Source organism: Pseudomonas mandelii, assembly GCF_002251635.1.
Taxonomy (GTDB): domain Bacteria; phylum Pseudomonadota; class Gammaproteobacteria; order Pseudomonadales; family Pseudomonadaceae; genus Aquipseudomonas; species Aquipseudomonas mandelii_B.
Genome location: NZ_NMOJ01000076.1, coordinates 45,521 through 65,162, shown reverse-complemented (window position 1 = coordinate 65,162; position 19,642 = coordinate 45,521). Strand labels below are relative to the sequence as shown.

The following is a 19,642-nucleotide window of genomic DNA, read 5'->3' as shown; positions in this document are numbered from 1 at the left end:
CCCAACAGCCTCTATGCCCTACAACCAGAGTAGATAAGATGGACTATCCAAAAAGCGTAACCAGCGCGGGGCTGGTCAACGGCCAATTTGTCGATGAAAACCCGGTCGCCGGAACCCCCGGTTCCCTGATTCCTGCCACTTGGGGCAATGCCGTCACCCAGGAAATCGTCAACACCATCACAGCTGCCGGACTGATGCCTTCCGAAAATCAAACGGATCAGTTGAGCCTGGCCATTAAGGAGTTGGCGAAACTCGACCCGCAACAGAATTTTCCTGTACAGGTTTATCGCAAAAACCTGCTGATTAATGGCAACTTCGATATCTGGCAGCGCGGGACAGCCAACTTGGGACCTTATACCGGGGCCTATATTGCTGACCGTTTTCGTTGCGACTGGAACGGGAGCGCCGGGGTGAATATTTCCAGGCAGAATTTTGCACTGGGTCAGACCGAGGTCCCCAATGAACCCCGTTACTTTATGCGTTGGCAGCAAATCACCGCGGGAGTTGGCGCCAGCGTACATAAGATCTCCCAGGCTATCGAATCGGTCAGGACCTTGGCGGGAAGAGCCGCGACGTTGACGTTCTGGGCCAAGGCCGACACGGCGCGTCAAATCAATGTGACGATCGCACAGTATTTCGGTGCGGGCGGTAGCGTGGATACGGTGACGCCGGTGGGCAGCTTTCAACTCAAGACTTCGTGGTCCCGATACAGTGCAACGATTCAAGTTCCGTCCTTGGCGGGTAAGTCATTAGGAAGTAGTGGTAATGACTTTCTGCGGCTGTCCTTCGACCTGCCTATGAATGTTTTGCAAGTCATTGACCTGGCGCAGGTTCAGTTGGAAGAGGGGCGAGTGTCAACGCCGTTCGAGCTCCGTAGCCCGGGCGATGAGTTGATGATGTGCCAGCGTTATTACGAAAAAACCTACAGTCAGGATGTGCCGCCGGGCACCGTGACAGGTCCCTACGGTGCACTGATATCCACAGTGAAACAGGGGCAAACAGGGTTCGCCTCACAGCCCTTGGCTCAGTGGACTTTCAAGGTTGAAAAGAGAGGTACTCCGAGTCTCAGTTTGTATACCACCACGTCAAAGGGAGTTGCTGGGCAATGGCGTTCGGGAAGTGACGATATGTCATCGGCTAATGCGCGGGCGCTTGGGGTTTCGACTCGCGGCGTCTGGGTGGATAACTCCGATGTCGGGTTGATCGCTCAGTCGTACTACATCCACGTCACCGCCGACGCCGAACTTTAAGGAGGTTTCTTATGAGCTATCAACTTACTCAAGATCCGGACACTGTCATCCGTCTGCCTGACGGGGCAACCGTTCCCCTTCATCACCGTTTCTGGGATGAATATCAGCAATGGTTGGCGAGCGGTGGTGTGCCGTTGCCTGTGATTCTGGACGGTGCTTCAGAAGCGAAACCCGAACCAGAGACTGTTGCTCGAGCCTGGCGGGATCAAGCGTTGGCCGCCAGCCAATGGCTGGTCGACCGTGATCGCGATCAGCAAGCGGCGGGCACTCCGATGACCTTGAACAGCGATCAATATCATGAACTGCTGGATTACCGGCAGGATCTGCGTGACTGGCCCTCAACGGCCAACTTTCCAAAAGACTTCAGCAAACCCCTGGCGCCTGTCTGGTTAAAAACAACGGCCAATGGAACATGACCCATGTCTCTCACTTCAGCTCAGTTACAACAAATATTTCCTAACGCCCGCTTACAAGCGGGCGTTTTCATTTCCGCTCTCAACACCGCCATGCTTCGTTTCAGCATCAACACCCCGAAACGCGCCGCCGCCTTCCTGGCGCAAGTTGGCCATGAATCTGGACAACTACATTACGTGCGTGAACTCGGCAGCGATCAGTACTTGAGCAAGTACGACACCGGCACGTTGGCCGCACGTTTGGGTAATACACCAGTGCTCGACGGCGACGGCCAAAAGTACCGGGGCCGGGGCCTGATCCAGATCACCGGTCGCGACAACTACCGTCAATGCAGCCTCGGCCTGTTCGGCGATGATCGCTTGGTGTTTATTCCGCAGTTGCTGGAAAAGCCCCAATGGGCCGCCGAATCAGCCGCCTGGTTCTGGCAACAGAACGGCCTGAACGAACTGGCCGATCGCGATCAGTTCAACAGCATCACCCGCCGCATCAATGGCGGCCTTAACGGCTTGCAAGATCGCCTGCAACTCTGGGCGCGGGCGAGGGCGGTGTTATGCCAGTCTTCGGCCTGATGCCGATTTTTTACCGGGTGATCGGCCTTGTTGTGTTACTGGCGGTGTTGGCCGTCGGCGCTGCGGCGCTGGCCTGGCACTTTCAGGATTGGCGTTATGGCCGGCAAATGGCGGAACAGGCCAGGTTGCATGCCGAGGCACTGAATCAGCTGACGCTGGCCGCCGCAAGGCAGCAACAGGCCGAACAGGACAAGCGTCTGGCGCTGGAGCAGCGTCTGTCGGCCAGTGAGCAAACCCATTACCGAGCGCTTAGCGATGCCCAACGTGATCAAGGTCGCCTGCGCGATCGTCTTGCCACTGCTGATCTGCGCTTGTCAGTCCTCCTCGATGCTGCCTCAAGCCATTCAGTGCCAGCCTCCGCCAGCACCCGCAGCCTGGATAATGACGCCCCGCGAGCCCGACTTGACCCGGCGCATGCTCAACGAATTATCGGCATCACCGACGACGGTGATAACGGACTGATTGCCTTGCGGGCCTGCCAGGCCTATGTCAGAGCCGTCGCTCGCTAACATTTTGATCGATCCTGTGCCTTGCAAGCGCAATTCGCTCGTGTACGGTAGTGCTCATTCCGCTCGCTCAGGAGATGACCGTGAAAGAAATCACTCAACTGGCCGCTGAACTTGGCAGGCGCTTGCAGGTTCTGAATGCCCACGTCACCGCAGCCGAGTCCTGTACCGGCGGAGGGATCTCGGAAGCGATCACTCGCATTCCGGGGAGTTCGGCGTGGTTCGAGGCCGGTTATGTGACGTATTCCAACCGGCAGAAAACCGAGCAGTTGAACGTGCCTTCCGAATTGTTCCCTGCGGTGGGCGCGGTCAGTCGCGAAGTGGTCGAGGCGATGGTTCGCGGTGCCCAGGAAAAAAGCCNNNCGCNNTTTGCCGTGGCGGTCAGCGGTGTCGCCGGCCCGGATGGCGGTTCGCCGAACAAACCGGTCGGCACTGTCTGGCTGGCCTGGGGCGTCGGTGAGCAGGTGTTCAGCGAGGTGCAGCACTTCGCCGGTAACCGTGATGAGGTCCGCCGACAAACGGTTAAGGCCGCGCTAGAGGGGCTGCTGCGCCATGCCGCTGGAGAAATCTCAAATCAGGGGTAGGCGATCCCGGATCTTTGTGGAACAATACTGTCTACTTATACAGGTGTTGGCCGTCAGGCCTTATTGATTACGTGAGGACTTTAATGGACGACAACAAGAAGAAAGCCTTGGCTGCGGCCCTGGGTCAGATCGAACGTCAATTCGGCAAGGGTGCCGTAATGCGTATGGGCGATCACGACCGTCAGGCGATCCCGGCTATTTCCACTGGCTCTCTGGGTCTGGACATCGCGCTCGGCATTGGCGGCCTGCCAAAAGGCCGTATCGTTGAAATCTACGGTCCTGAATCTTCCGGTAAAACCACCCTGACCCTGTCGGTGATTGCCCAGGCTCAAAAAATGGGCGCCACCTGCGCGTTCGTCGATGCCGAGCACGCCCTCGACCCTGAGTACGCCGGCAAGCTGGGCGTCAACGTTGACGACCTGCTGGTTTCCCAGCCGGACACCGGTGAACAAGCCCTGGAAATCACCGACATGCTGGTGCGTTCCAACGCCATCGACGTGATCATGGTCGACTCCGTGGCAGCCCTGGTGCCGAAAGCTGAAATCGAAGGCGAAATGGGCGACATGCACGTGGGCCTGCAAGCCCGCCTGATGTCCCAGGCGCTGCGTAAAATCACCGGTAACATCAAGAACGCCAACTGCCTGGTGATCTTCATCAACCAGATCCGTATGAAGATCGGCGTGATGTTCGGCAGCCCGGAAACCACCACCGGTGGTAACGCGTTGAAGTTCTACGCTTCGGTCCGTCTGGATATCCGCCGTACTGGCGCGGTGAAAGAAGGTGATGAAGTCGTCGGTAGCGAAACCCGCGTCAAAGTCGTTAAGAACAAGGTGGCTTCGCCGTTCCGTCAGGCCGAGTTCCAGATTCTTTACGGTAAGGGTATCTACCTGAACGGCGAGATGATCGACCTGGGTGTGCTGCACGGTTTCGTCGAGAAGTCCGGTGCCTGGTATGCCTATAACGGCAGCAAGATCGGTCAGGGCAAGGCCAACTCGGCCAAGTTCCTGGCGGACAACCCGGANATCGCCGCCACGCTCGAGAAGCAACTGCGTGACAAGTTGCTGACCCCGGCGCCGGACGTCAAAGCATCGCCAGTCAAAGAGACGGCTGATGACCTGGCTGACGCTGATATCTGATTGATCCGATGATGACCGCCGTACTCGATACACTCGTCGCCGTTCGGCGCATTGCGATGGACCTGCTCGCTCGCCGCGAGCATGGTCGAGTCGAGCTGACGCGTAAACTGCGTCAGCGAGGCGCAGNCCCTGAAATGATTGACACAGCACTCGACCGTTTGACGGAAGAGGGCCTGCTGTCCGAATCCCGTTACCTCGAAAGCTTCGTTTCTTACCGTGCTCGCTCCGGCTACGGCCCTTTGCGAATTCGCGAAGAACTGAGCCAGCGCGGCCTGCAACGTAACGACATCGAACTCGCCTTGCGCGAGAGCGGTATCAATTGGCAGGAGCAACTGGAAGAGACCTGGCGACGCAAATTTGCCGGGCATCTGCCGATAGACGTCCGGGAACGCGCCAAGCAAGGGCGTTTCCTGAGTTATCGGGGATACTCCATGGAAATGATCGGCCGCTTGTTCAGCGGTCGGGGAATGGATGATTGAATAAAAACGGCCCGCTATTTCGATAGCGGGCCGTTTTTTTTTTGCCTCGATTTTGCCTCACGTCACCTTGGACGGCTCTCGCGTGCGCTGTTGCGCCTGGGGTTTGGAATGGGCCCAGTTTTCCGGCAGGTTGATGTAGTCCACCAGCTCCCGCAGACGGCCATGATCCCTGGCGTTGAAGTTGAAGGCCAGCCGCGCCAGATGACTGAACTGCGCGTCATCGTGCTCCTCGCCGCTATAGGCGTGCTGATGAAAGTGATCGCTCAGGCACAGGTCGGCAAACGCTTCCTGCATGTGTTCGAGCGCCAGGTCGCTGAGCTTGTGGTTCATGCGGATCACGAACTGATGCTTCAGCCAGCGACTGGAGTGGAAGTTGCCGTAGAACTGATTGATCTGCTCAACCGCTTCTTCGGCGCTGTAGACCAGGCTCACGAGCTTCATGTCGGTCGGCAGGATGTAGCGATTTTCCTCCAGTTGATGGTGAATGAAGTCCAGCGCGCCCTGCCAGAACTTGCCGCCCGGTGCGTCCAGCAGCACCACCGGCACAAGTGGGCTTTTGCCGGTCTGAATCAAGGTCAGCACTTCGAGTGCTTCATCCAGCGTGCCAAAACCGCCCGGGCACAGCACCAACGCGTCGGCTTCCTTGACGAAGAACAGCTTGCGGGTAAAGAAGAAGTGGAAAGACAGCAGGTTCTCGGTGCCCTGGACGGTGGGATTGGCATGCTGCTCGAAGGGCAGGGTGATATTGAACCCCAGGCTGTGTTCCAGGCCCGCACCCTCGTGGGCAGCCGCCATGATGCCGCCACCGCCGCCCGTGATCACCATCAGGTCGGATTGCGCCAGCAGCGTGCCGACTTCCCTGGCCAAGGCGTACAGCGGGTGTTCGATCGGCGTGCGCGCCGAGCCGAAAACCGTGACCTTGCGTCGTCCCCTGAACTTCTCGAGCACGCGGAAGGCTTGCTCCAGTTCACGTAGAGCTTGAAGGGTGATCTTGGCGTTCCAGCGGTTGTGATCTTCCTGGGCCATGCGCAGCACGGTCAGGATCATGTCGCGGTAAATGGGGATGTTCGGGCTGTTGGGTGAAACCAGGTTGAGTTGCTCTTCGACCTTGCTGATGAGGTCGTGGCCGCTTTCTTCGAAATGACGGCTCAGGAGGTCATTCGGTTGGTAAGGCATTCAACTTCTCCTTCTGCACAGAACCCTCGGCACCGACAAAGCAGTCGTCAGCGCCGCGACACGTCATGTGTCGCTGTCTGCCCAAGCCCATGCCTGGGCGCTCCACCCGACTCGGTTCGAGTCGTCCATACAGGCTCTGTTTTTCCCTTGGATGAAAGAAACGTTCGCACAACAAGACACGCGACGGGCAGCCCCTTTCCTGCCGTGAAAAGTGATCGTGAACACTCTGAATCTAGACCCTTGCAGAGATTCTCGCTGCCTTGATCATTGCGCCGCAAAGTCTTTCCTGGCAACCGCTTATTGAGGCTTTGCAAGGTGGATTCACCGTTCGTCCGAACGCGTGCCGCAGGCCCGGCGCTCTGATTTACTAAGTTACAGGCGTGACACGACAACTTTGCGTCAAAGGCAGGACGCACAGTCCAAGCGGTTCAAGGATTTTTCGCTCAAGCAGGGCGAGGTGCAGGGAGGCTGGACACCATGGCCAGAGTCATTCTGGAAATCGATACGCAGCTGTATCGATTGCTGAAATCATCCGCCGAGACCAATCATTTGAGTCTCGAAGAGGAGTGCTGCCGGCGTCTGGAGGGCGGCGAGCGGCGTTCGCGCTATTTGCAGGCGTTGGTGGCAGAACTGCGCGCCGAGGATGAACAACGGCGCGCCAATTCCCGATGATTACTTCTTCTTGGCCGGTGCCGCTTTCGGGCAATCCGATTCCTGGTAGCTGGCCGAACCGACCGAGCGGTTGGTCTTCACCTCAGTGAAGTCGTAACGCATGACCGCGCCCTTGGCCATCAGTTTGCGGAACGATGGGTTGTTGCACACAGAGGCGCCCAGTTGGAAATACACGGCCTTGGGGTCGGCACGCATCTTGTTGGCGTGGCTGCTTTGTACGCTCAGATGGTTGATCAGCGTGTTGCCTTCGACGGTGTAGCCCTGATCAAGAATGTCCTCGTTGATCGCCCGTGGAGTACCGACACTGCTTTGTGTGGCGACGTTTCGCAGTTCTCGGTTGAGATTCTGCTCACTCAAGGACGCAGCCTGAGCGCTGAAGGACGACGCCAGCAAAATGGCAGCGGTGGGAACGATAAGGCGCAGCATGAAACTCTCCTGGTTCAGTGACTGGTGGTTCGACCTGTCACATGACTGTGCGTTCAGTGGCGGCGAATTATAGGGGACGAGGCCTGGACGGTACAGGCTTGCGCCGGCCGCTCTGATAAACTGCCGCCACTTTCTGCCTTGCCGAGTGTTTTTCGTGTCGATTTTCTTTCCCCTCCGGTGCTGCCTGCGATGAGCCCAGTAACTCCACCCTTTGCTGCAAACGCCGTCGCCCGCTTGCGCGACGAGCGAGAGGAGGAGGGCATCAAGCCGATTCAGGCCCGTGGCTGGAGGGCACCGCGGTGCCGTGCCTGTCGCGTGATCGAGAGTCACTGCCTGTGCGCCTGGCGTCCGCAGGTCGAGGCCCGCTCCGGCGTGTGCCTGATCATGACCAACAAAGAAGTGTTCAAACCGAGCAACACCGGTTGGCTGATCGCCGACGTGGTGCGCGACAACCATGCCTTTATCTGGTCACGCACGGAAACGGATCCGCAGTTGCTGGCGTTGCTGGCCGACCCGCAATGGCAGCCGTATCTGGTCTTCCCGGGTGAATACGTCGAGCCTGAACGAGTGACGAACACCGTCGAAGCCGATAGCACCAAGCGCCCGCTGTTCATTCTGCTCGACGCGACCTGGACCGAGGCCCGGAAGATATTCCGCAAGAGCCCGTATTTTGATCGCTTGCCGATTTTGAGCCTGCTGCCCGAAAAGCTTTCACGCTATCGACTGCGCCGCTCGACCCGCAGCGAGCATTTGTGCACCGCCGAAGTGGCGGCACTGTGCCTGGACCTGGCGGGCGATACCGAGGCGGCCTCGGCGCTGGACGCTTATTTCGACGTGTTCAGCCAGCATTACCTTGATGCGAAACATCAGCTGGACATGAACGTGGCAACGCCGGCCCACACCGAGCTGATGCCTTTCGTGCAGAACGCGGCCCCGGTCAACTGCTGATTGTCGCCCATACTGCAAAGAACTGTACCGGCCATGCACCTTGACCACCCCGGTTTCGCTGGGCATGCTTGGCGCCGATTAGGGCGCGGCCAAAGTTTGATACGCCGTTTTCTTTGCGTGATAGCCACGTAATTGGCGTTGAACGTGCCCTGCTGGTGCAGCTGCGTGGCTGTGCCTTGAGTTGTTTGAAAACAGGATCATTAGAAAAATGGCCACATACGAAATCCTGATTGCCGATGACCACCCTCTTTTTCGTAGCGCCCTGCATCAGGCGTTNACCCTGGGCCTTGGTCCGGACGTGCGCCTGGTTGAGGTGGCCAGCATTGCCGAGCTGGAAGCCCGCCTCACCGAAAAGTCCGATTGGGACCTCGTGCTGCTCGACCTCAACATGCCAGGTGCCTACGGTTTCTCGGGGCTGGTGCTGTTGCGCGGGCAATACCCGCAAATTCCGGTGGTCATGGTGTCGGCCCAGGAAGAGGCTTCGATCATGGTGAAGTCCCGTGAATTTGGCGCAAGCGGCTTCATTCCCAAGTCCAGTGACCTGAGCGTCATACAGAAAGCCGTGCGTGCGGTGCTCGATGGCGATGTGTTCTGGCCGCCTCAGGCGTTCGAAGCCGTGAGCGTTTCCGCTGAAGCCAAGGCCGCCAGTGAAGGCCTTGCCAGCCTGACACCTCAGCAGTTCCGGGTGCTGACCATGGTCTGCGAAGGTTTGCTGAACAAGCAGATTGCTTATGAGCTGAGCGTNTCCGAAGCGACCATCAAGGCCCATGTCACGGCGATNTTCCGCAAATTGAANGTGCGGACTCGCACCCAGGCTGCGTTGCTCTTGCAACAACTTGAGTCAATTTCGAGCCACTAAGAGTTGGCCTGTTCACGCTTTTTTGACTTTGGTTGATCTAGCTTTCCCACTCCTTTTTGGTCAGTTGCCTACTCTATGTCTCCTTTCAAAGGCCAAACCGGCCTCAAACGCATCCTTAACGCTTCCGGTTACTCGCTGGACGGCCTGCGCGCAGCCTTCACCGGTGAAGCGGCTTTTCGGCAACTGGTGCTGCTCAACGTCATCCTGATCCCGTTGAGCTTTTTCCTGCACGTCAGCCGGGTCGAGCGCGCTTTGCTGATCGCGGTGTGCCTGCTGGCGTTGATCGTCGAGCTGCTCAACTCAGCCGTAGAAGCGGCGATCGACCGCATCTCGCTCGACCGTCACCCTTTGTCGAAAAACGCCAAGGACATGGGCAGCGCCGCGCAATTCGTGGCACTGACCATGATCACCCTGGTGTGGGCCGTGATTCTGATTTAAGCAATGCTCGGCAGCACGATCTCGTCGCTGCGCTGAACCCCGGCGGTGAAAGCGCGGCACAGCTCCAGAAACTCGCGCATCGCCGAGGTCTGGTATTTCTGTTTGTGCCAGATGAAATAGAACTGCCGCGCCAGGTCCAGATCCGGTGTCTCCACCGGCACCAGACTGCCGCGGCGAAATGCATCGCGCAGTGCCAGCCGGGAAATGCAGCCAATCCCCAATCCCGATTCCACCGCACGCTTGATCGCCTCGGTGTGTTCCAGTTCCAGGCGGATATTCAGCGCGCTGCGGTGATGGCGCATGGCCTGGTCAAAGGTCAGCCGCGTGCCAGAGCCTTGTTCCCGCAGAATCCACGCCTCGTGACTCAGCTCCTCCATGGTCGCTATGCCACGCTTGGCCAGCGGATGCTGCGGCGCGCAGAACACCACCAGCTCATCCTCGACCCAGCTCTGCACCTCGATGTCTGGATGGCTGCAGTCGCCTTCGATTAGACCCAGGTCAATTTCATAGTGCGCAACTTGGTGCACGATATTCGCAGTGTTCTGCACATGCAGCTTCACCTGGCTCTCGGGGTGCTGCTGCATGAAGCTGCCGATCAGCAGGGTGGCCAGGTAATTGCCGATGGTCAGGGTGGCGCCGACCGCCAGGGAGCCGAAGCCGGACTTGCCGTTGAGCAGGTCTTCGATCTCCTTGGCCTGGTCCAGCAGCGCCACGGCCTGGGGCAATAGCTGGTGGCCAAGGGCGTTGAGGCTCAGCCGTTTGCCCGCGCGGTCGAATAATTGGCAGCTGGATTGACGCTCCAACTCGGTGATCGAGGTGCTCGCCGCCGATTGCGAGAGGTTGAGCGTCAGGGCAGCACGGGATACGCTTTCCTGCTGGGCGACGGCGACGAATACTTGAAGTTGACGTAGAGTAAATCGCATATCTATATAACCGATAACCCTTATCTTAATAATCCAGTTAACAGATATTGTCGCCGCCATTAGAATGCTGTGCAATTGCGCANANCANCGGCGCAGACCCATTTCCAGGAGTTCCCCGTACATGAGCAACATGAACCACGAGCGTGTCCTCAGTGTTCATCACTGGAACGACACTCTGTTCAGCTTCAAGTGCACCCGCGATCCGGGCCTGCGCTTCGAGAACGGTCAGTTCGTGATGATCGGCCTGCAACAGCCCAACGGCCGCCCGCTCATGCGCGCTTACTCCATTGCCAGTCCGAACTGGGAAGAGCATCTGGAGTTCTTCAGCATCAAAGTGCCGGATGGCCCGCTGACTTCACAATTGCAGCACTTGAAGGAAGGCGACGAGATCATCATCAGCAAAAAACCGACAGGCACCCTGGTGCTTGACGATTTGAAGCCGGGCAAACACCTGTATCTGCTCAGCACCGGTACTGGCCTCGCTCCATTCATGAGCGTGATCCAGGACCCGGAGACCTACGAGCGTTTCGAAAAAGTGATCCTGTGCCACGGCGTGCGTTACGTCAACGAAGTCGCCTACCGCGAATTCATCACCGAACACCTGCCGCAGAACGAGTTCTTCGGCGAGGCGCTGCGTGACAAGTTGATCTACTACCCGACGGTGACCCGCGAGCCGTTCGAAAACGAAGGCCGCCTGACCGACCTGATGCGCAGCGGCAAGCTGTTCCGCGACATCGGCCTGCCTCCGATCAACCCCGAGGACGACCGTGCCATGCTGTGCGGCAGCCCAAGCATGTTGGACGAGACCAGCGAAGTGCTGAACAGCTTCGGCCTGAAGGTTTCGCCGCGTATGCGTGAGCCGGGTGATTACCTGATCGAGCGTGCGTTCGTCGAGAAGTAAGCACAACGCTTCACTGAAAAGCCCCCATTGCCTGTGCAGGCAACGGGGGCTTCTTTATGCCTGACACANANTGTGCAGGCAACGGGGGCTTCTTTATGCCTGACACAAATCCTACACAGTTCCTACAGGTTGGAGGCGGGAATGACTTCCAGGACGCGGATCACGCCCGCCTCGGGGTAATGCCAACGCACATCCAGATCCCAGAACTGCGCGCCATATTCCCGTTCGGGCGTAGGAACCTGGTACGCCGGACGTGGGTCTTGTGCCAGGCATTGCTCGATCAGCTCGACCAAGGGCTCTTCAAGCCGCTGAGCATGGCCGTGAGCCTGTTGCAGCGCTGAATCCGTCCACTGCACGGGAATCAAATGCGGCGCGGCGCTGGCGATGCTGTTGGAGGCCGTGTCTACGATGTCCGCGTAAGGCACGTAGGGTTTGATGTCGAGAATCGGCGTGCCGTCGAGCAGGTCGATGCCCGATATCCACAGCCGATCAGCCTCGACGCTGTCCAGCTTCACCACAGATTGCCCGATGCCATTGGGCCTATGCGTGGCGCGGGTGGCGAACACGCCCATGGACTTGTTGCCGCCCAGGCGAGGCGGGCGGACTTTCAGGCGTGGCTTTTCTTCCAGGGCCTGATGAAACAGGAACAGCAGCCAGACGTGACTGACCTGTTCCAGCCCTTGCACCGCATCACCCTGATCGAACGGCGCCACCAGTTCCAGCACGCCACGGGCGGCCGGCGCCAGTTGCGGCTGGCGCGGGATGGCGAACTTCTCCTTGAAGCAGGAACGCACGAAGCCGATGGGGGAAACGCTGTAGGTCATGATTTGGGTCGAGGTGAGAATGGGGGTGGGCATGATAACCCGGTCGACCTCAGGATCGGTGGCGCCAATCAGTCCGTCATCGCGAGCAAGCTCGCTCCCACAGGGTTATCGGACGGACACAAAGTTTGCATACGCCACAGAACCTGTGGGAGCGAGCTTGCTCGCGATAGCCGCACCGCCGATCTAGAGACTGAACCCACCATCAAGAGGAATGACGTTACCGGTCATATACGCCCCAGCCGTACTCGCCAAACTGATCGCCAACGCCGCCATCTCTTCCTCCCGGCCCCAGCGTTTCATCGGAATCAACGCCGTATCCTCCGCCAGCGCCTGCTCATCGTTGCCAATGTGCTGCGTCATCTTGCTCGGGAAGCGCCCCGGCGCGATCACGTTGACGTTGATGTGCTGGCTCACTAACTCCCGCGCCAGAATCCGCGACAGCTGGTGCAAGGCCGCCTTGCTCGGTCCGTAGGCATACGCCTGTTCGCCAAAGGAAGAAATCCCCGCCACCGAACCGATGTTGATGATCCGCGCCGGATTTGCTTCTGAACCGGCCTTGCGCAGCAGTGGCAAAAACTGCTGGATGCAGTTGAACACCGAGGTCACGTTGAGCTGCATGACCTTCTCCCAGCCCTTCACCGGGTAGCTTTCCAGCGGCGCGCCCCACGTGGTGCCGGCGTTGTTCACCAGAATATCCAGATGAGTGATCTGTTCGCCCAGCCGCGTGGCGAGTTGCAGCACACCTTCTTCATTGGCCAGGTTGGCCGCCACTCCGTGGCAACGACCGAATGCGCTCAATTCATCCGCCGTTTGCTGACACGCTTCGGCATCCCGGGCGCAGACGTACACGGTGGCACCGGCCTCGACATAGGCCTTGGCGATCATTTTGCCGATACCACGGGTGCCGCCGGTCACCAGAGCGGTGCGGCCTTGCAGGGAAAAGTACGGGTGCATGGCAAATCCTGAGAGCTGAGGGTCAATACACCCTAGTCGTCAGCCGCCAGAAGCGGAGCCACTATTTTTGCGAGGAATGAACATCTATACAGCTTGGCATGCGGCTGCCCTTTGTAGGAGCCGGCTTGCTGGCGATGGCGAAGCCGACGGGCGAGACCTGGTAACTCATGGCTTACGCACGAACCCGCAGGGTCAGGCCCTTGAGGAAGTTACGCAGCAACTGGTCGCCGCAGGTGCGGTAGTTGGTGTGGCCGAACTTGCGGAACAGCGCGCTGAGCTCAGGTTTGGACACCGGGAATTCGGCAGCCTTGAGGATGGCGTGCATGTCGTCTTCTTTCAGTTCGAAGGCGACGCGCAGCTTCTTCAGGATGATGTTGTTGGTCACCGGGGTTTCAATCGGCTGCGGCGGACGCGTTTCGTCCTTGCCGCGCTTGAAAATCACCAGGCCGTCGAGGAAGTGCGCCATGACTTCGTCCGGGCAGCGCACGAAGCCTTCCTCGTCTTCCTCTTTCTTGTCGAGGTAGGTCAGCAGGTCTTCCANGGTCACGTCCATGCCGCCGAGTTTGATGATCTCGACCATCTTGTTGTCGCTGATGTCGAGCATGTAGCGCACGCTGCGCAGTACGTCGTTATGAATCATGGTGTGCAATCCTGATATTCAGCAGTGGGCGCCGCGTAAACAGCGGCGCCAAAATGTGTGGCGGCGTGAAAAGTCTTAGAACTTCTCTTTGCCGGACAGGTAACGCCATTGCCCCAACGGCACTTTGCCGATGGACACGCCGCCGATGCGGATACGGCGGATGGCGATGACTTTCAAGCCAACGGCTTCGCAGAACAGAGCGATGACGCCCGGTTGCGGGTTTTTCATCGCAAAGCGCAGGCGGTTTTCGTTCTGCCAGCTGGCTTTTACGGCCGGCAGCTCTTTGCCTTTGTAGGTCAGGCCGTGGTTCAGGCGGTTGAGGCCGTGAGCCACCATGTCGCCTTCTACCTCGACGACATATTCTTGTTCGATCTTGGCGGAGTCGGCGGTGAGCTTGCGCAGGATCTTCCAGTCCTGGGTGAACACCAACAGGCCGCTGGCCTTGGCTTGCAGGTCGGCACTGGCGGTCAGGCGCAGAAAGTGGCCTTTGAGCGGGCGTTTGCTGAAGCGGTGTTCTTCGGACAGGGTCTCGGCGCTGATCGTTGCCATCGCCGTTTCCGCGTCCATGCCCACGGGCACGTTCAGCAAGATGGTCACCGGCTCCGGTGCCGTGGCCTTGGCCTCTGGGTCGAGCTCGACTTTCTGGGTGTCAACCTTGAATTGCGGCTCGTCGATGACTTCGCCGTCCACGGTGACCCAGCCGCCCTCGATGAACAGCTCAGCCTCCCGACGGGAACAGCCGACGAGTTCGATGAGGCGTTTGGAGAGACGAATCGGGTCAGTCATGACAGGGCCGTAACAAAAAAGGGGTGGGCATTGTACCTGCTGGGCGCCGGTTAATCCCGGCTCCATTTGCCGCAGATGCTTTTAATGTGGGAGCGGGCTTGCTCGCGAAGGCGGTTTATCAGTCAACATTGATGTGAGACTGATGGCCCCTTCGCGAGCAAGCCCGCTCCCACATGGGTTTTGTGTTGTGTCAGCCATGCTGTGAGCGCTGCTGGTCTTGGCGCAGCCGCATGTGCAACAGCGGATATGGCTGCCCCATGCCATCAACCTCCGAACGGCCGATCACCTCGAACCCCAGCTTGAAGTAAAACCCCAGCGCTTGCGGGTTCTGCTCGTTGACGTCCAGTTCATCCGCGTTCAGGTGTTCCATGGCATAACGCAGCAACTGTTTACCCAGGCCCTGACCACGGTGAGCCGGGTCGATGAAGAGCATTTCGATCTTGCCCGCCGCCACCCCGGCAAACCCGGTGATGCGCTGGCGCGAGTCCTTGGTGCAGATCAACATCACCGCGTCGAGGTAGCGGGTCAGCACCAGGTTCTTCAGCAATTCAATGTAACTGTCCGGCAGAAAGTCATGGGTGGCGCGCACCGAAGCTTCCCAGACTTGTGTGAGTTCTTCGTAGTCGCTCTGTTTCGGCGTGTGGATGACCGAATGTTGGCGCATGGCCGGGTGCCCCTTTTACCGTGGAGTGTGCGAGTCCTTTCTCCCACAAAACGATAGACCTAAAAAAGCCCCGCATCTCGTCAAGAGGGCGGGGCTTTTCGTATTTTTTGCGTTTAGATCTGTTCCGCCCACAGGTCGTATTCGTCGGCGTCNGTCACCGTGCACCAGACCTTGTCGCCCGGCTTCAGGCCGCTGGCATCGTCGATAAACACGTTACCGTCGATTTCCGGCGCATCGAAGAAGCAACGGCCAACGGCGCCTTGCTCGTCGACTTCATCAATCAGCACTTCGATTTCTTTGCCGATACGCATTTGCAGGCGTGCCGAGCTGATGGCCTGTTGATGGGCCATGAAGCGATCCCAACGGTCTTGTTTGACGTCGTCCGGCACGATGGCCGCGTCCAGCAGGTTGGCCGGTGCGCCTTCGACTGGCGAGTACTGGAAGCAGCCGACGCGGTCGAGTTGGGCCTCGGTCAGCCAGTCCAGCAGGTACTGGAAGTCTTCTTCGGTCTCGCCAGGGAAGCCGACGATGAACGTGGAGCGGATGATCAGCTCAGGGCAGATCTCGCGCCAGTTCTTGATGCGCGCCAGGGTCTTGTCTTCGAAGGCCGGGCGTTTCATGGCCTTGAGGATTTTCGGGCTGGCGTGCTGGAACGGGATGTCCAGGTACGGCAGGATCTTGCCGGCGGCCATCAGCGGGATCAGCTCGTCCACATGCGGGTACGGGTAAACGTAGTGCAGGCGTACCCACACGCCCAGGCTGCTCAAGGCTTCGCAGAGTTCGGTCATGCGGGTTTTCACCGGCGCGCCATTCCAGAAACCGGTGCGGTATTTCACATCGACGCCGTAGGCGCTGGTGTCCTGGGAGATCACCAACAGCTCTTTGACGCCGGATTTGACCAGGCGCTGGGCTTCGTCGAGCACGTCACCGACCGGGCGGCTGACCAGCTTGCCGCGCATCGACGGGATGATGCAGAAGCTGCAGCTGTGGTTGCAGCCTTCGGAAATCTTCAGGTACGCATAGTGGCGCGGCGTCAGCTTGATGCCTTGCGGCGGCACCAGGTCGATCAGCGGGTTGTGGTCCTGGCGAGGCGGCACCACCTGGTGCACGGCGTTGACCACTTGCTCGTACTGTTGCGGACCGGTCACGGCCAGCACGCTTGGGTGCACCTTGCGGATATTGCCCTCTTCCACGCCCATGCAGCCGGTCACGATGACCTTGCCGTTTTCCTTGATCGCTTCGCCGATCACTTCCAGCGACTCAGCCTTCGCCGAGTCGATGAAACCGCAGGTGTTGACCACCACCACGTCGGCGTCCTGATAAGTGGACACGACGTCATAGCCTTCCATACGCAGTTGCGTGAGGATGCGCTCGGAGTCAACGAGAGCNTTCGGGCAACCCAGGGATACGAAGCCAACTTTTGGATTGGCCGGCGCAGGAGTGGTGGACATGTCTAACCTCGGTATTTGGGACGCCTCCAGCCGAAGACGGCANGGCAGCGGACGGGCGCTTNTCGCGCCTCTGATCAAAAAGTGCGCAATTCTAGCGACGGGCAACGCACTTGACCAGCTTTATGCAGGGAAATACGACGAGTGCTGCGCTATGCTTCGCGCCGTTACGCTTTACCGATTTTTTACGGTCAACGAAACGTCTGTAACGTCATGTAAAACAGCGCATGCTGCACGGCAAAGCATAGTGCTTCTTATAAGAAGTCCGGGTCTGAGTAGTAGGAGTTTTGGATGGGGCAGGCAAGTAGTCAGGCAGCGGGTGCCGAGCATTCGGCGGCAAAGCCGATCGGCATGCTGGTCGCGGCGGTCGGGGTGGTTTATGGCGATATCGGCACAAGCCCGCTGTACACCCTCAAAGAAGTGTTTTCCGGTGGCTACGGCGTACCGGTCAACCATGACGGCGTGCTGGGTATCCTGGCGCTGATCTTCTGGTCGCTGATCTGGGTCGTTTCGATCAAATACATGATGTTCGTGCTGCGTGCCGACAACCAGGGCGAAGGCGGGATCATGGCCTTGACCGCGCTGGCGCGGCGGGCGGCGTCGCCGTACCCCAAGTTACGCTCGGTGCTGGTAGTGTGCGGNCTGATCGGTGCGGCGCTGTTTTATGGCGACAGCATGATTACCCCGGCGATNTCCGTGCTCTCGGCGATTGAAGGCCTGGGGCTGGCGTTCGAAGGTATCGACCACTGGGTGGTGCCGCTGTCGCTGGTCGTGCTGGTGGCGCTGTTTCTGATTCAGAGCCACGGTACCGCACGGATTGGCATCTTGTTCGGGCCGATCATGGTCACCTGGTTTGTGGTTCTCGGGGCGCTGGGCGTCTACGGCATCCTGCAGCACCCGGAAGTGTTGCAAGCGATGAACCCCGTGTGGGGCGTGCGTTTCTTTGTGTCCCATCCGGGCATGGGCGTGGCGATTCTTGGCGCCGTTGTGCTGGCCTTGACCGGTGCCGAAGCGCTGTATGCCGACATGGGCCACTTCGGCCGCAAGCCGATCGCTCGTGCCTGGTTCGCACTGGTGCTACCGGCGCTGGTGCTCAACTACTTCGGCCAGGGCGCGTTGCTGCTGGAANATCCGGAAGCCGCTCGCAACCCGTTCTATCTGTTGGCGCCAAGCTGGGCATTGATTCCCTTAGTCGGTCTGTCGACCCTGGCCACGGTGATTGCCTCGCAAGCGGTCATCTCCGGCGCGTTCTCCCTGACGCGTCAGGCGATCCAGTTGGGTTACATCCCGCGCATGCACATCCAGCACACCTCCAGCGCCGAGCAAGGTCAGATCTACATCGGTGCGGTGAACTGGTCGCTGATGGTCGGCGTGATCCTGCTGGTGCTCGGCTTCGAATCCTCCAATGCCCTGGCCTCCGCCTACGGCGTGGCAGTGACCGGCACCATGTTGATTACCAGCATCCTGGTGTCGGCGGTGATGCTGCTGCTCTGGAAGTGGCCACCGGTGCTGGCGATTCCGGTGTTGATCGGCTTCCTGTTGGTGGACGGCCTGTTCTTCGCCGCCAACGTGCCGAAGATCGTCCAGGGCGGTGCCTTCCCGGTGCTGGCGGGGATTGTGCTGTTTATCCTGATGACCACCTGGAAGCGCGGCAAGGAACTGCTGATGGAGCGCATGGACGAGGGCGGCCTGCCCCTGCCGATTTTCATCAGCAGTATTGCCGTGCAACCGCCGCATCGCGTCCAGGGCACGGCAGTGTTTCTCACCGCGCGNACCGACGCCGTGCCTCACGCGCTGTTGCACAACCTGCTGCATAACCAGGTGTTGCATGAGCAGGTGGTGATGCTGACAGTGGTCTACGAAGACATCCCGCGCGTACCTACCTCACGGCGGTTCGAGGTGGATGCCTACGGGGAAGGGTTCTTCCGCGTAATCCTGCACTTCGGTTTTACCGACGAGCCGGACGTGCCCGAAGCGCTGAAGCTGTGCCATCTGGACGATCTGGATTTCAGCCCGATGCGCACCACGTACTTCCTCAGCCGCGAGACGGTGATCGCCTCCAAACTCGAAGGCATGGCCCGTTGGCGCGAGGCGCTGTTCGCCTTCATGTTGAAGAATGCCAACGGCAATTTGCGCTTCTTCAATCTGCCGCTGAACCGGGTGATTGAGTTGGGTACACAGGTCGAGATGTAAGCCCTGATCGAAAAGCCCCCGTTGCCTTTGCGGTAACGGGGGCTTTTTTGTGCCCGATGGCTTGAACCCAGTGACCATCCCCTGTGGGAGCGAGCTTGCTCGCGATAGCGGTAGATCAGTCGCTAACAATGTTGCCTGTGCCGACGTCATCGCGNGCTGACGTCATCGCGAGCAAGCTCGCTCCCACAGGGATTTGCGGTGTTACTGGCTTTCGGGCAGCTCTTCTGCTGATTCGGTCTTTGTTCGAGCCGGTCGCGGCGTCAGCACCTTCACCACATCATCAATCACTGCCTTGCCCATCGCCGTCAGATAATGCGCGGCCCAGGCATGGCGGTCGGTGTCTCTTGCGTAGGCGGCATCCTCGGCGAATGATTTGCCGAGGAACAGCAGGTCAGAGGCTTGTGACAATGCAGCAACGATGGGGACGCCGGCGCGGACGTTGAACAATGCCTCATCCTGGCAGTAGATGAGTGGGGTGAAACCGATAGTCTTTAATTCTGAAATCGCGGTTGAATCAATTTTAGTCATGGTCATTCTCCAGCATTAGAGGAGTCGCCACGTTCGTTTCCAAGCGAATGGGTGGCGGCTGTACGCAGGTTGGAAAACCGGGGACCATAAAACCGGCACGCCCGAAGGCGTCCCACGCACAGCCGCCATAACACTTGGTTCGCAGTCGTTAAAACGTCTGGAATCGAGGTAGAGGTGCTGTTGCGCTGTGATCCGACGGGTTTCCAAGCCCGATCGCTGAAAGGTCAGCGACGTCCGGAGAGTATCCCGTCGAAGAAAAACGCAACAAGGCGGCAAAGTGCCCAAACACGAGATTCGGAGTTTGCCTACAAGGTCTGCGGGCGT

The 19,642-nt window shown here is 59.0% G+C and carries 23 protein-coding genes; 13 read left to right on the top strand and 10 right to left on the bottom strand.

The window, feature by feature from the left end:
- Nucleotides 1–38 precede the first annotated feature (38 nt).
- The 7 genes from B7L09_RS11105 to recX all read left to right on the top strand — a co-directional run bounded on the left by B7L09_RS11105 (nucleotide 39) and on the right by recX (nucleotide 4,938).
- Complete coding sequence (locus B7L09_RS11105; RefSeq protein ID WP_010462729.1) at nucleotides 39–1,250, top strand: hypothetical protein; 1,212 nt, start codon at nucleotides 39–41, stop codon at nucleotides 1,248–1,250.
- Between the two features lie 11 nt (nucleotides 1,251–1,261).
- Entirely contained in the window at nucleotides 1,262–1,666 is a 405-nt protein-coding gene (locus tag B7L09_RS11100) for a phage tail assembly chaperone (protein ID WP_010462727.1), read from the top strand.
- Between the two features lie 3 nt (nucleotides 1,667–1,669).
- Nucleotides 1,670–2,233, top strand: a complete 564-nt coding sequence (locus B7L09_RS11095; protein ID WP_094468837.1) for a glycoside hydrolase family 19 protein — start codon at nucleotides 1,670–1,672, stop codon at nucleotides 2,231–2,233.
- A complete protein-coding gene (locus B7L09_RS11090) occupies nucleotides 2,215–2,742 on the top strand; it encodes a lysis system i-spanin subunit Rz (protein ID WP_094468836.1) in 528 nt (175 codons plus the stop codon). Before B7L09_RS11095 ends, B7L09_RS11090 begins: the two co-directional genes overlap by 19 nt.
- An 80-nt stretch (nucleotides 2,743–2,822) precedes the next feature.
- Nucleotides 2,823–3,323: a CinA family protein gene (locus B7L09_RS11085; protein WP_094468872.1), complete on the top strand. Its 501-nt coding sequence runs from the start codon at nucleotides 2,823–2,825 to the stop codon at nucleotides 3,321–3,323.
- Between the two features lie 83 nt (nucleotides 3,324–3,406).
- Complete coding sequence (recA, locus tag B7L09_RS11080; protein WP_094468835.1) at nucleotides 3,407–4,459, top strand: recombinase RecA; 1,053 nt, start codon at nucleotides 3,407–3,409, stop codon at nucleotides 4,457–4,459.
- Between the two features lie 11 nt (nucleotides 4,460–4,470).
- On the top strand, nucleotides 4,471–4,938 hold the full coding sequence (recX, locus tag B7L09_RS11075) for a recombination regulator RecX (protein ID WP_094468834.1): 468 nt from the start codon (nucleotides 4,471–4,473) through the stop codon (nucleotides 4,936–4,938).
- A 57-nt stretch (nucleotides 4,939–4,995) separates the two neighbouring features.
- Here the strand turns inward: recX and B7L09_RS11070 are convergent, their stop codons facing one another.
- Nucleotides 4,996–6,114: an LOG family protein gene (locus B7L09_RS11070; protein WP_094468833.1), complete on the bottom strand. Its 1,119-nt coding sequence runs from the start codon at nucleotides 6,112–6,114 to the stop codon at nucleotides 4,996–4,998.
- 477 nt (nucleotides 6,115–6,591) lie between these two features.
- Between B7L09_RS11070 and B7L09_RS11065 the strand changes: the two genes are divergently transcribed.
- Nucleotides 6,592–6,786 carry a hypothetical protein gene (locus B7L09_RS11065; RefSeq protein ID WP_094468832.1) on the top strand — a complete coding sequence of 65 codons (195 nt, stop codon included), beginning with the start codon at nucleotides 6,592–6,594 and terminating at the stop codon, nucleotides 6,784–6,786.
- On the opposite strand, the gene B7L09_RS11060 is transcribed toward B7L09_RS11065, so the two are convergent.
- Complete coding sequence (locus B7L09_RS11060; protein WP_008153984.1) at nucleotides 6,787–7,212, bottom strand: PA3611 family quorum-sensing-regulated virulence factor; 426 nt, start codon at nucleotides 7,210–7,212, stop codon at nucleotides 6,787–6,789.
- A gap of 189 nt (nucleotides 7,213–7,401) precedes the next feature.
- Here B7L09_RS11060 and B7L09_RS11055 point away from each other — a divergent pair, with 189 nt between their 5' ends.
- From B7L09_RS11055 to B7L09_RS11045, 3 genes are all read left to right on the top strand, one after another.
- Complete coding sequence (locus B7L09_RS11055) at nucleotides 7,402–8,160, top strand: tRNA-uridine aminocarboxypropyltransferase (protein ID WP_094468831.1); 759 nt, start codon at nucleotides 7,402–7,404, stop codon at nucleotides 8,158–8,160.
- Nucleotides 8,161–8,368: 208 nt separating this feature from the next.
- On the top strand, nucleotides 8,369–9,019 hold the full coding sequence (gene erdR, locus B7L09_RS11050; RefSeq protein WP_094468830.1) for a response regulator transcription factor ErdR: 651 nt from the start codon (nucleotides 8,369–8,371) through the stop codon (nucleotides 9,017–9,019).
- A 75-nt stretch (nucleotides 9,020–9,094) separates the two neighbouring features.
- A complete protein-coding gene (locus tag B7L09_RS11045) occupies nucleotides 9,095–9,457 on the top strand; it encodes a diacylglycerol kinase (RefSeq protein ID WP_094468829.1) in 363 nt (120 codons plus the stop codon).
- On the opposite strand, the gene B7L09_RS11040 is transcribed toward B7L09_RS11045, so the two are convergent.
- Entirely contained in the window at nucleotides 9,454–10,380 is a 927-nt protein-coding gene (locus B7L09_RS11040; RefSeq protein WP_176457688.1) for a LysR family transcriptional regulator, read from the bottom strand. The two genes, B7L09_RS11045 and B7L09_RS11040, sit on opposite strands and share 4 nt — an antisense overlap.
- Nucleotides 10,381–10,501: 121 nt before the next feature.
- Here B7L09_RS11040 and fpr point away from each other — a divergent pair, with 121 nt between their 5' ends.
- Nucleotides 10,502–11,281 carry a ferredoxin-NADP reductase gene (fpr, locus tag B7L09_RS11035; protein ID WP_017529767.1) on the top strand — a complete coding sequence of 260 codons (780 nt, stop codon included), beginning with the start codon at nucleotides 10,502–10,504 and terminating at the stop codon, nucleotides 11,279–11,281.
- A gap of 122 nt (nucleotides 11,282–11,403) precedes the next feature.
- On the opposite strand, the gene tsaA is transcribed toward fpr, so the two are convergent.
- The 6 genes from tsaA to rimO all read right to left on the bottom strand — a co-directional run bounded on the left by tsaA (nucleotide 11,404) and on the right by rimO (nucleotide 16,600).
- Nucleotides 11,404–12,105 (bottom strand): tRNA (N6-threonylcarbamoyladenosine(37)-N6)-methyltransferase TrmO, encoded by a 702-nt coding sequence (gene tsaA, locus B7L09_RS11030; RefSeq protein ID WP_094468870.1) that lies wholly within the window; start codon nucleotides 12,103–12,105, stop codon nucleotides 11,404–11,406.
- A 183-nt stretch (nucleotides 12,106–12,288) separates the two neighbouring features.
- Complete coding sequence (locus tag B7L09_RS11025; RefSeq protein WP_094468828.1) at nucleotides 12,289–13,059, bottom strand: SDR family oxidoreductase; 771 nt, start codon at nucleotides 13,057–13,059, stop codon at nucleotides 12,289–12,291.
- Nucleotides 13,060–13,231: 172 nt separating this feature from the next.
- A complete protein-coding gene (locus tag B7L09_RS11020; RefSeq protein WP_094468827.1) occupies nucleotides 13,232–13,699 on the bottom strand; it encodes a YehS family protein in 468 nt (155 codons plus the stop codon).
- Nucleotides 13,700–13,774: 75 nt separating this feature from the next.
- Complete coding sequence (locus B7L09_RS11015; protein ID WP_094468826.1) at nucleotides 13,775–14,485, bottom strand: rRNA pseudouridine synthase; 711 nt, start codon at nucleotides 14,483–14,485, stop codon at nucleotides 13,775–13,777.
- A 190-nt stretch (nucleotides 14,486–14,675) separates the two neighbouring features.
- Complete coding sequence (locus B7L09_RS11010) at nucleotides 14,676–15,149, bottom strand: acetyltransferase (protein WP_094468825.1); 474 nt, start codon at nucleotides 15,147–15,149, stop codon at nucleotides 14,676–14,678.
- A 113-nt stretch (nucleotides 15,150–15,262) separates the two neighbouring features.
- Complete coding sequence (gene rimO / locus B7L09_RS11005) at nucleotides 15,263–16,600, bottom strand: 30S ribosomal protein S12 methylthiotransferase RimO (protein WP_094468824.1); 1,338 nt, start codon at nucleotides 16,598–16,600, stop codon at nucleotides 15,263–15,265.
- 288 nt (nucleotides 16,601–16,888) lie between these two features.
- Between rimO and B7L09_RS11000 the strand changes: the two genes are divergently transcribed.
- Nucleotides 16,889–18,790 carry a potassium transporter Kup gene (locus B7L09_RS11000; RefSeq protein ID WP_094468823.1) on the top strand — a complete coding sequence of 634 codons (1,902 nt, stop codon included), beginning with the start codon at nucleotides 16,889–16,891 and terminating at the stop codon, nucleotides 18,788–18,790.
- A 201-nt stretch (nucleotides 18,791–18,991) separates the two neighbouring features.
- Here B7L09_RS11000 and B7L09_RS10995 read toward each other — a convergent pair whose 3' ends face one another.
- Nucleotides 18,992–19,318 (bottom strand): DUF3077 domain-containing protein, encoded by a 327-nt coding sequence (locus tag B7L09_RS10995; RefSeq protein ID WP_094468822.1) that lies wholly within the window; start codon nucleotides 19,316–19,318, stop codon nucleotides 18,992–18,994.
- Between the last annotated feature and the right edge of the window lie 324 nt (nucleotides 19,319–19,642).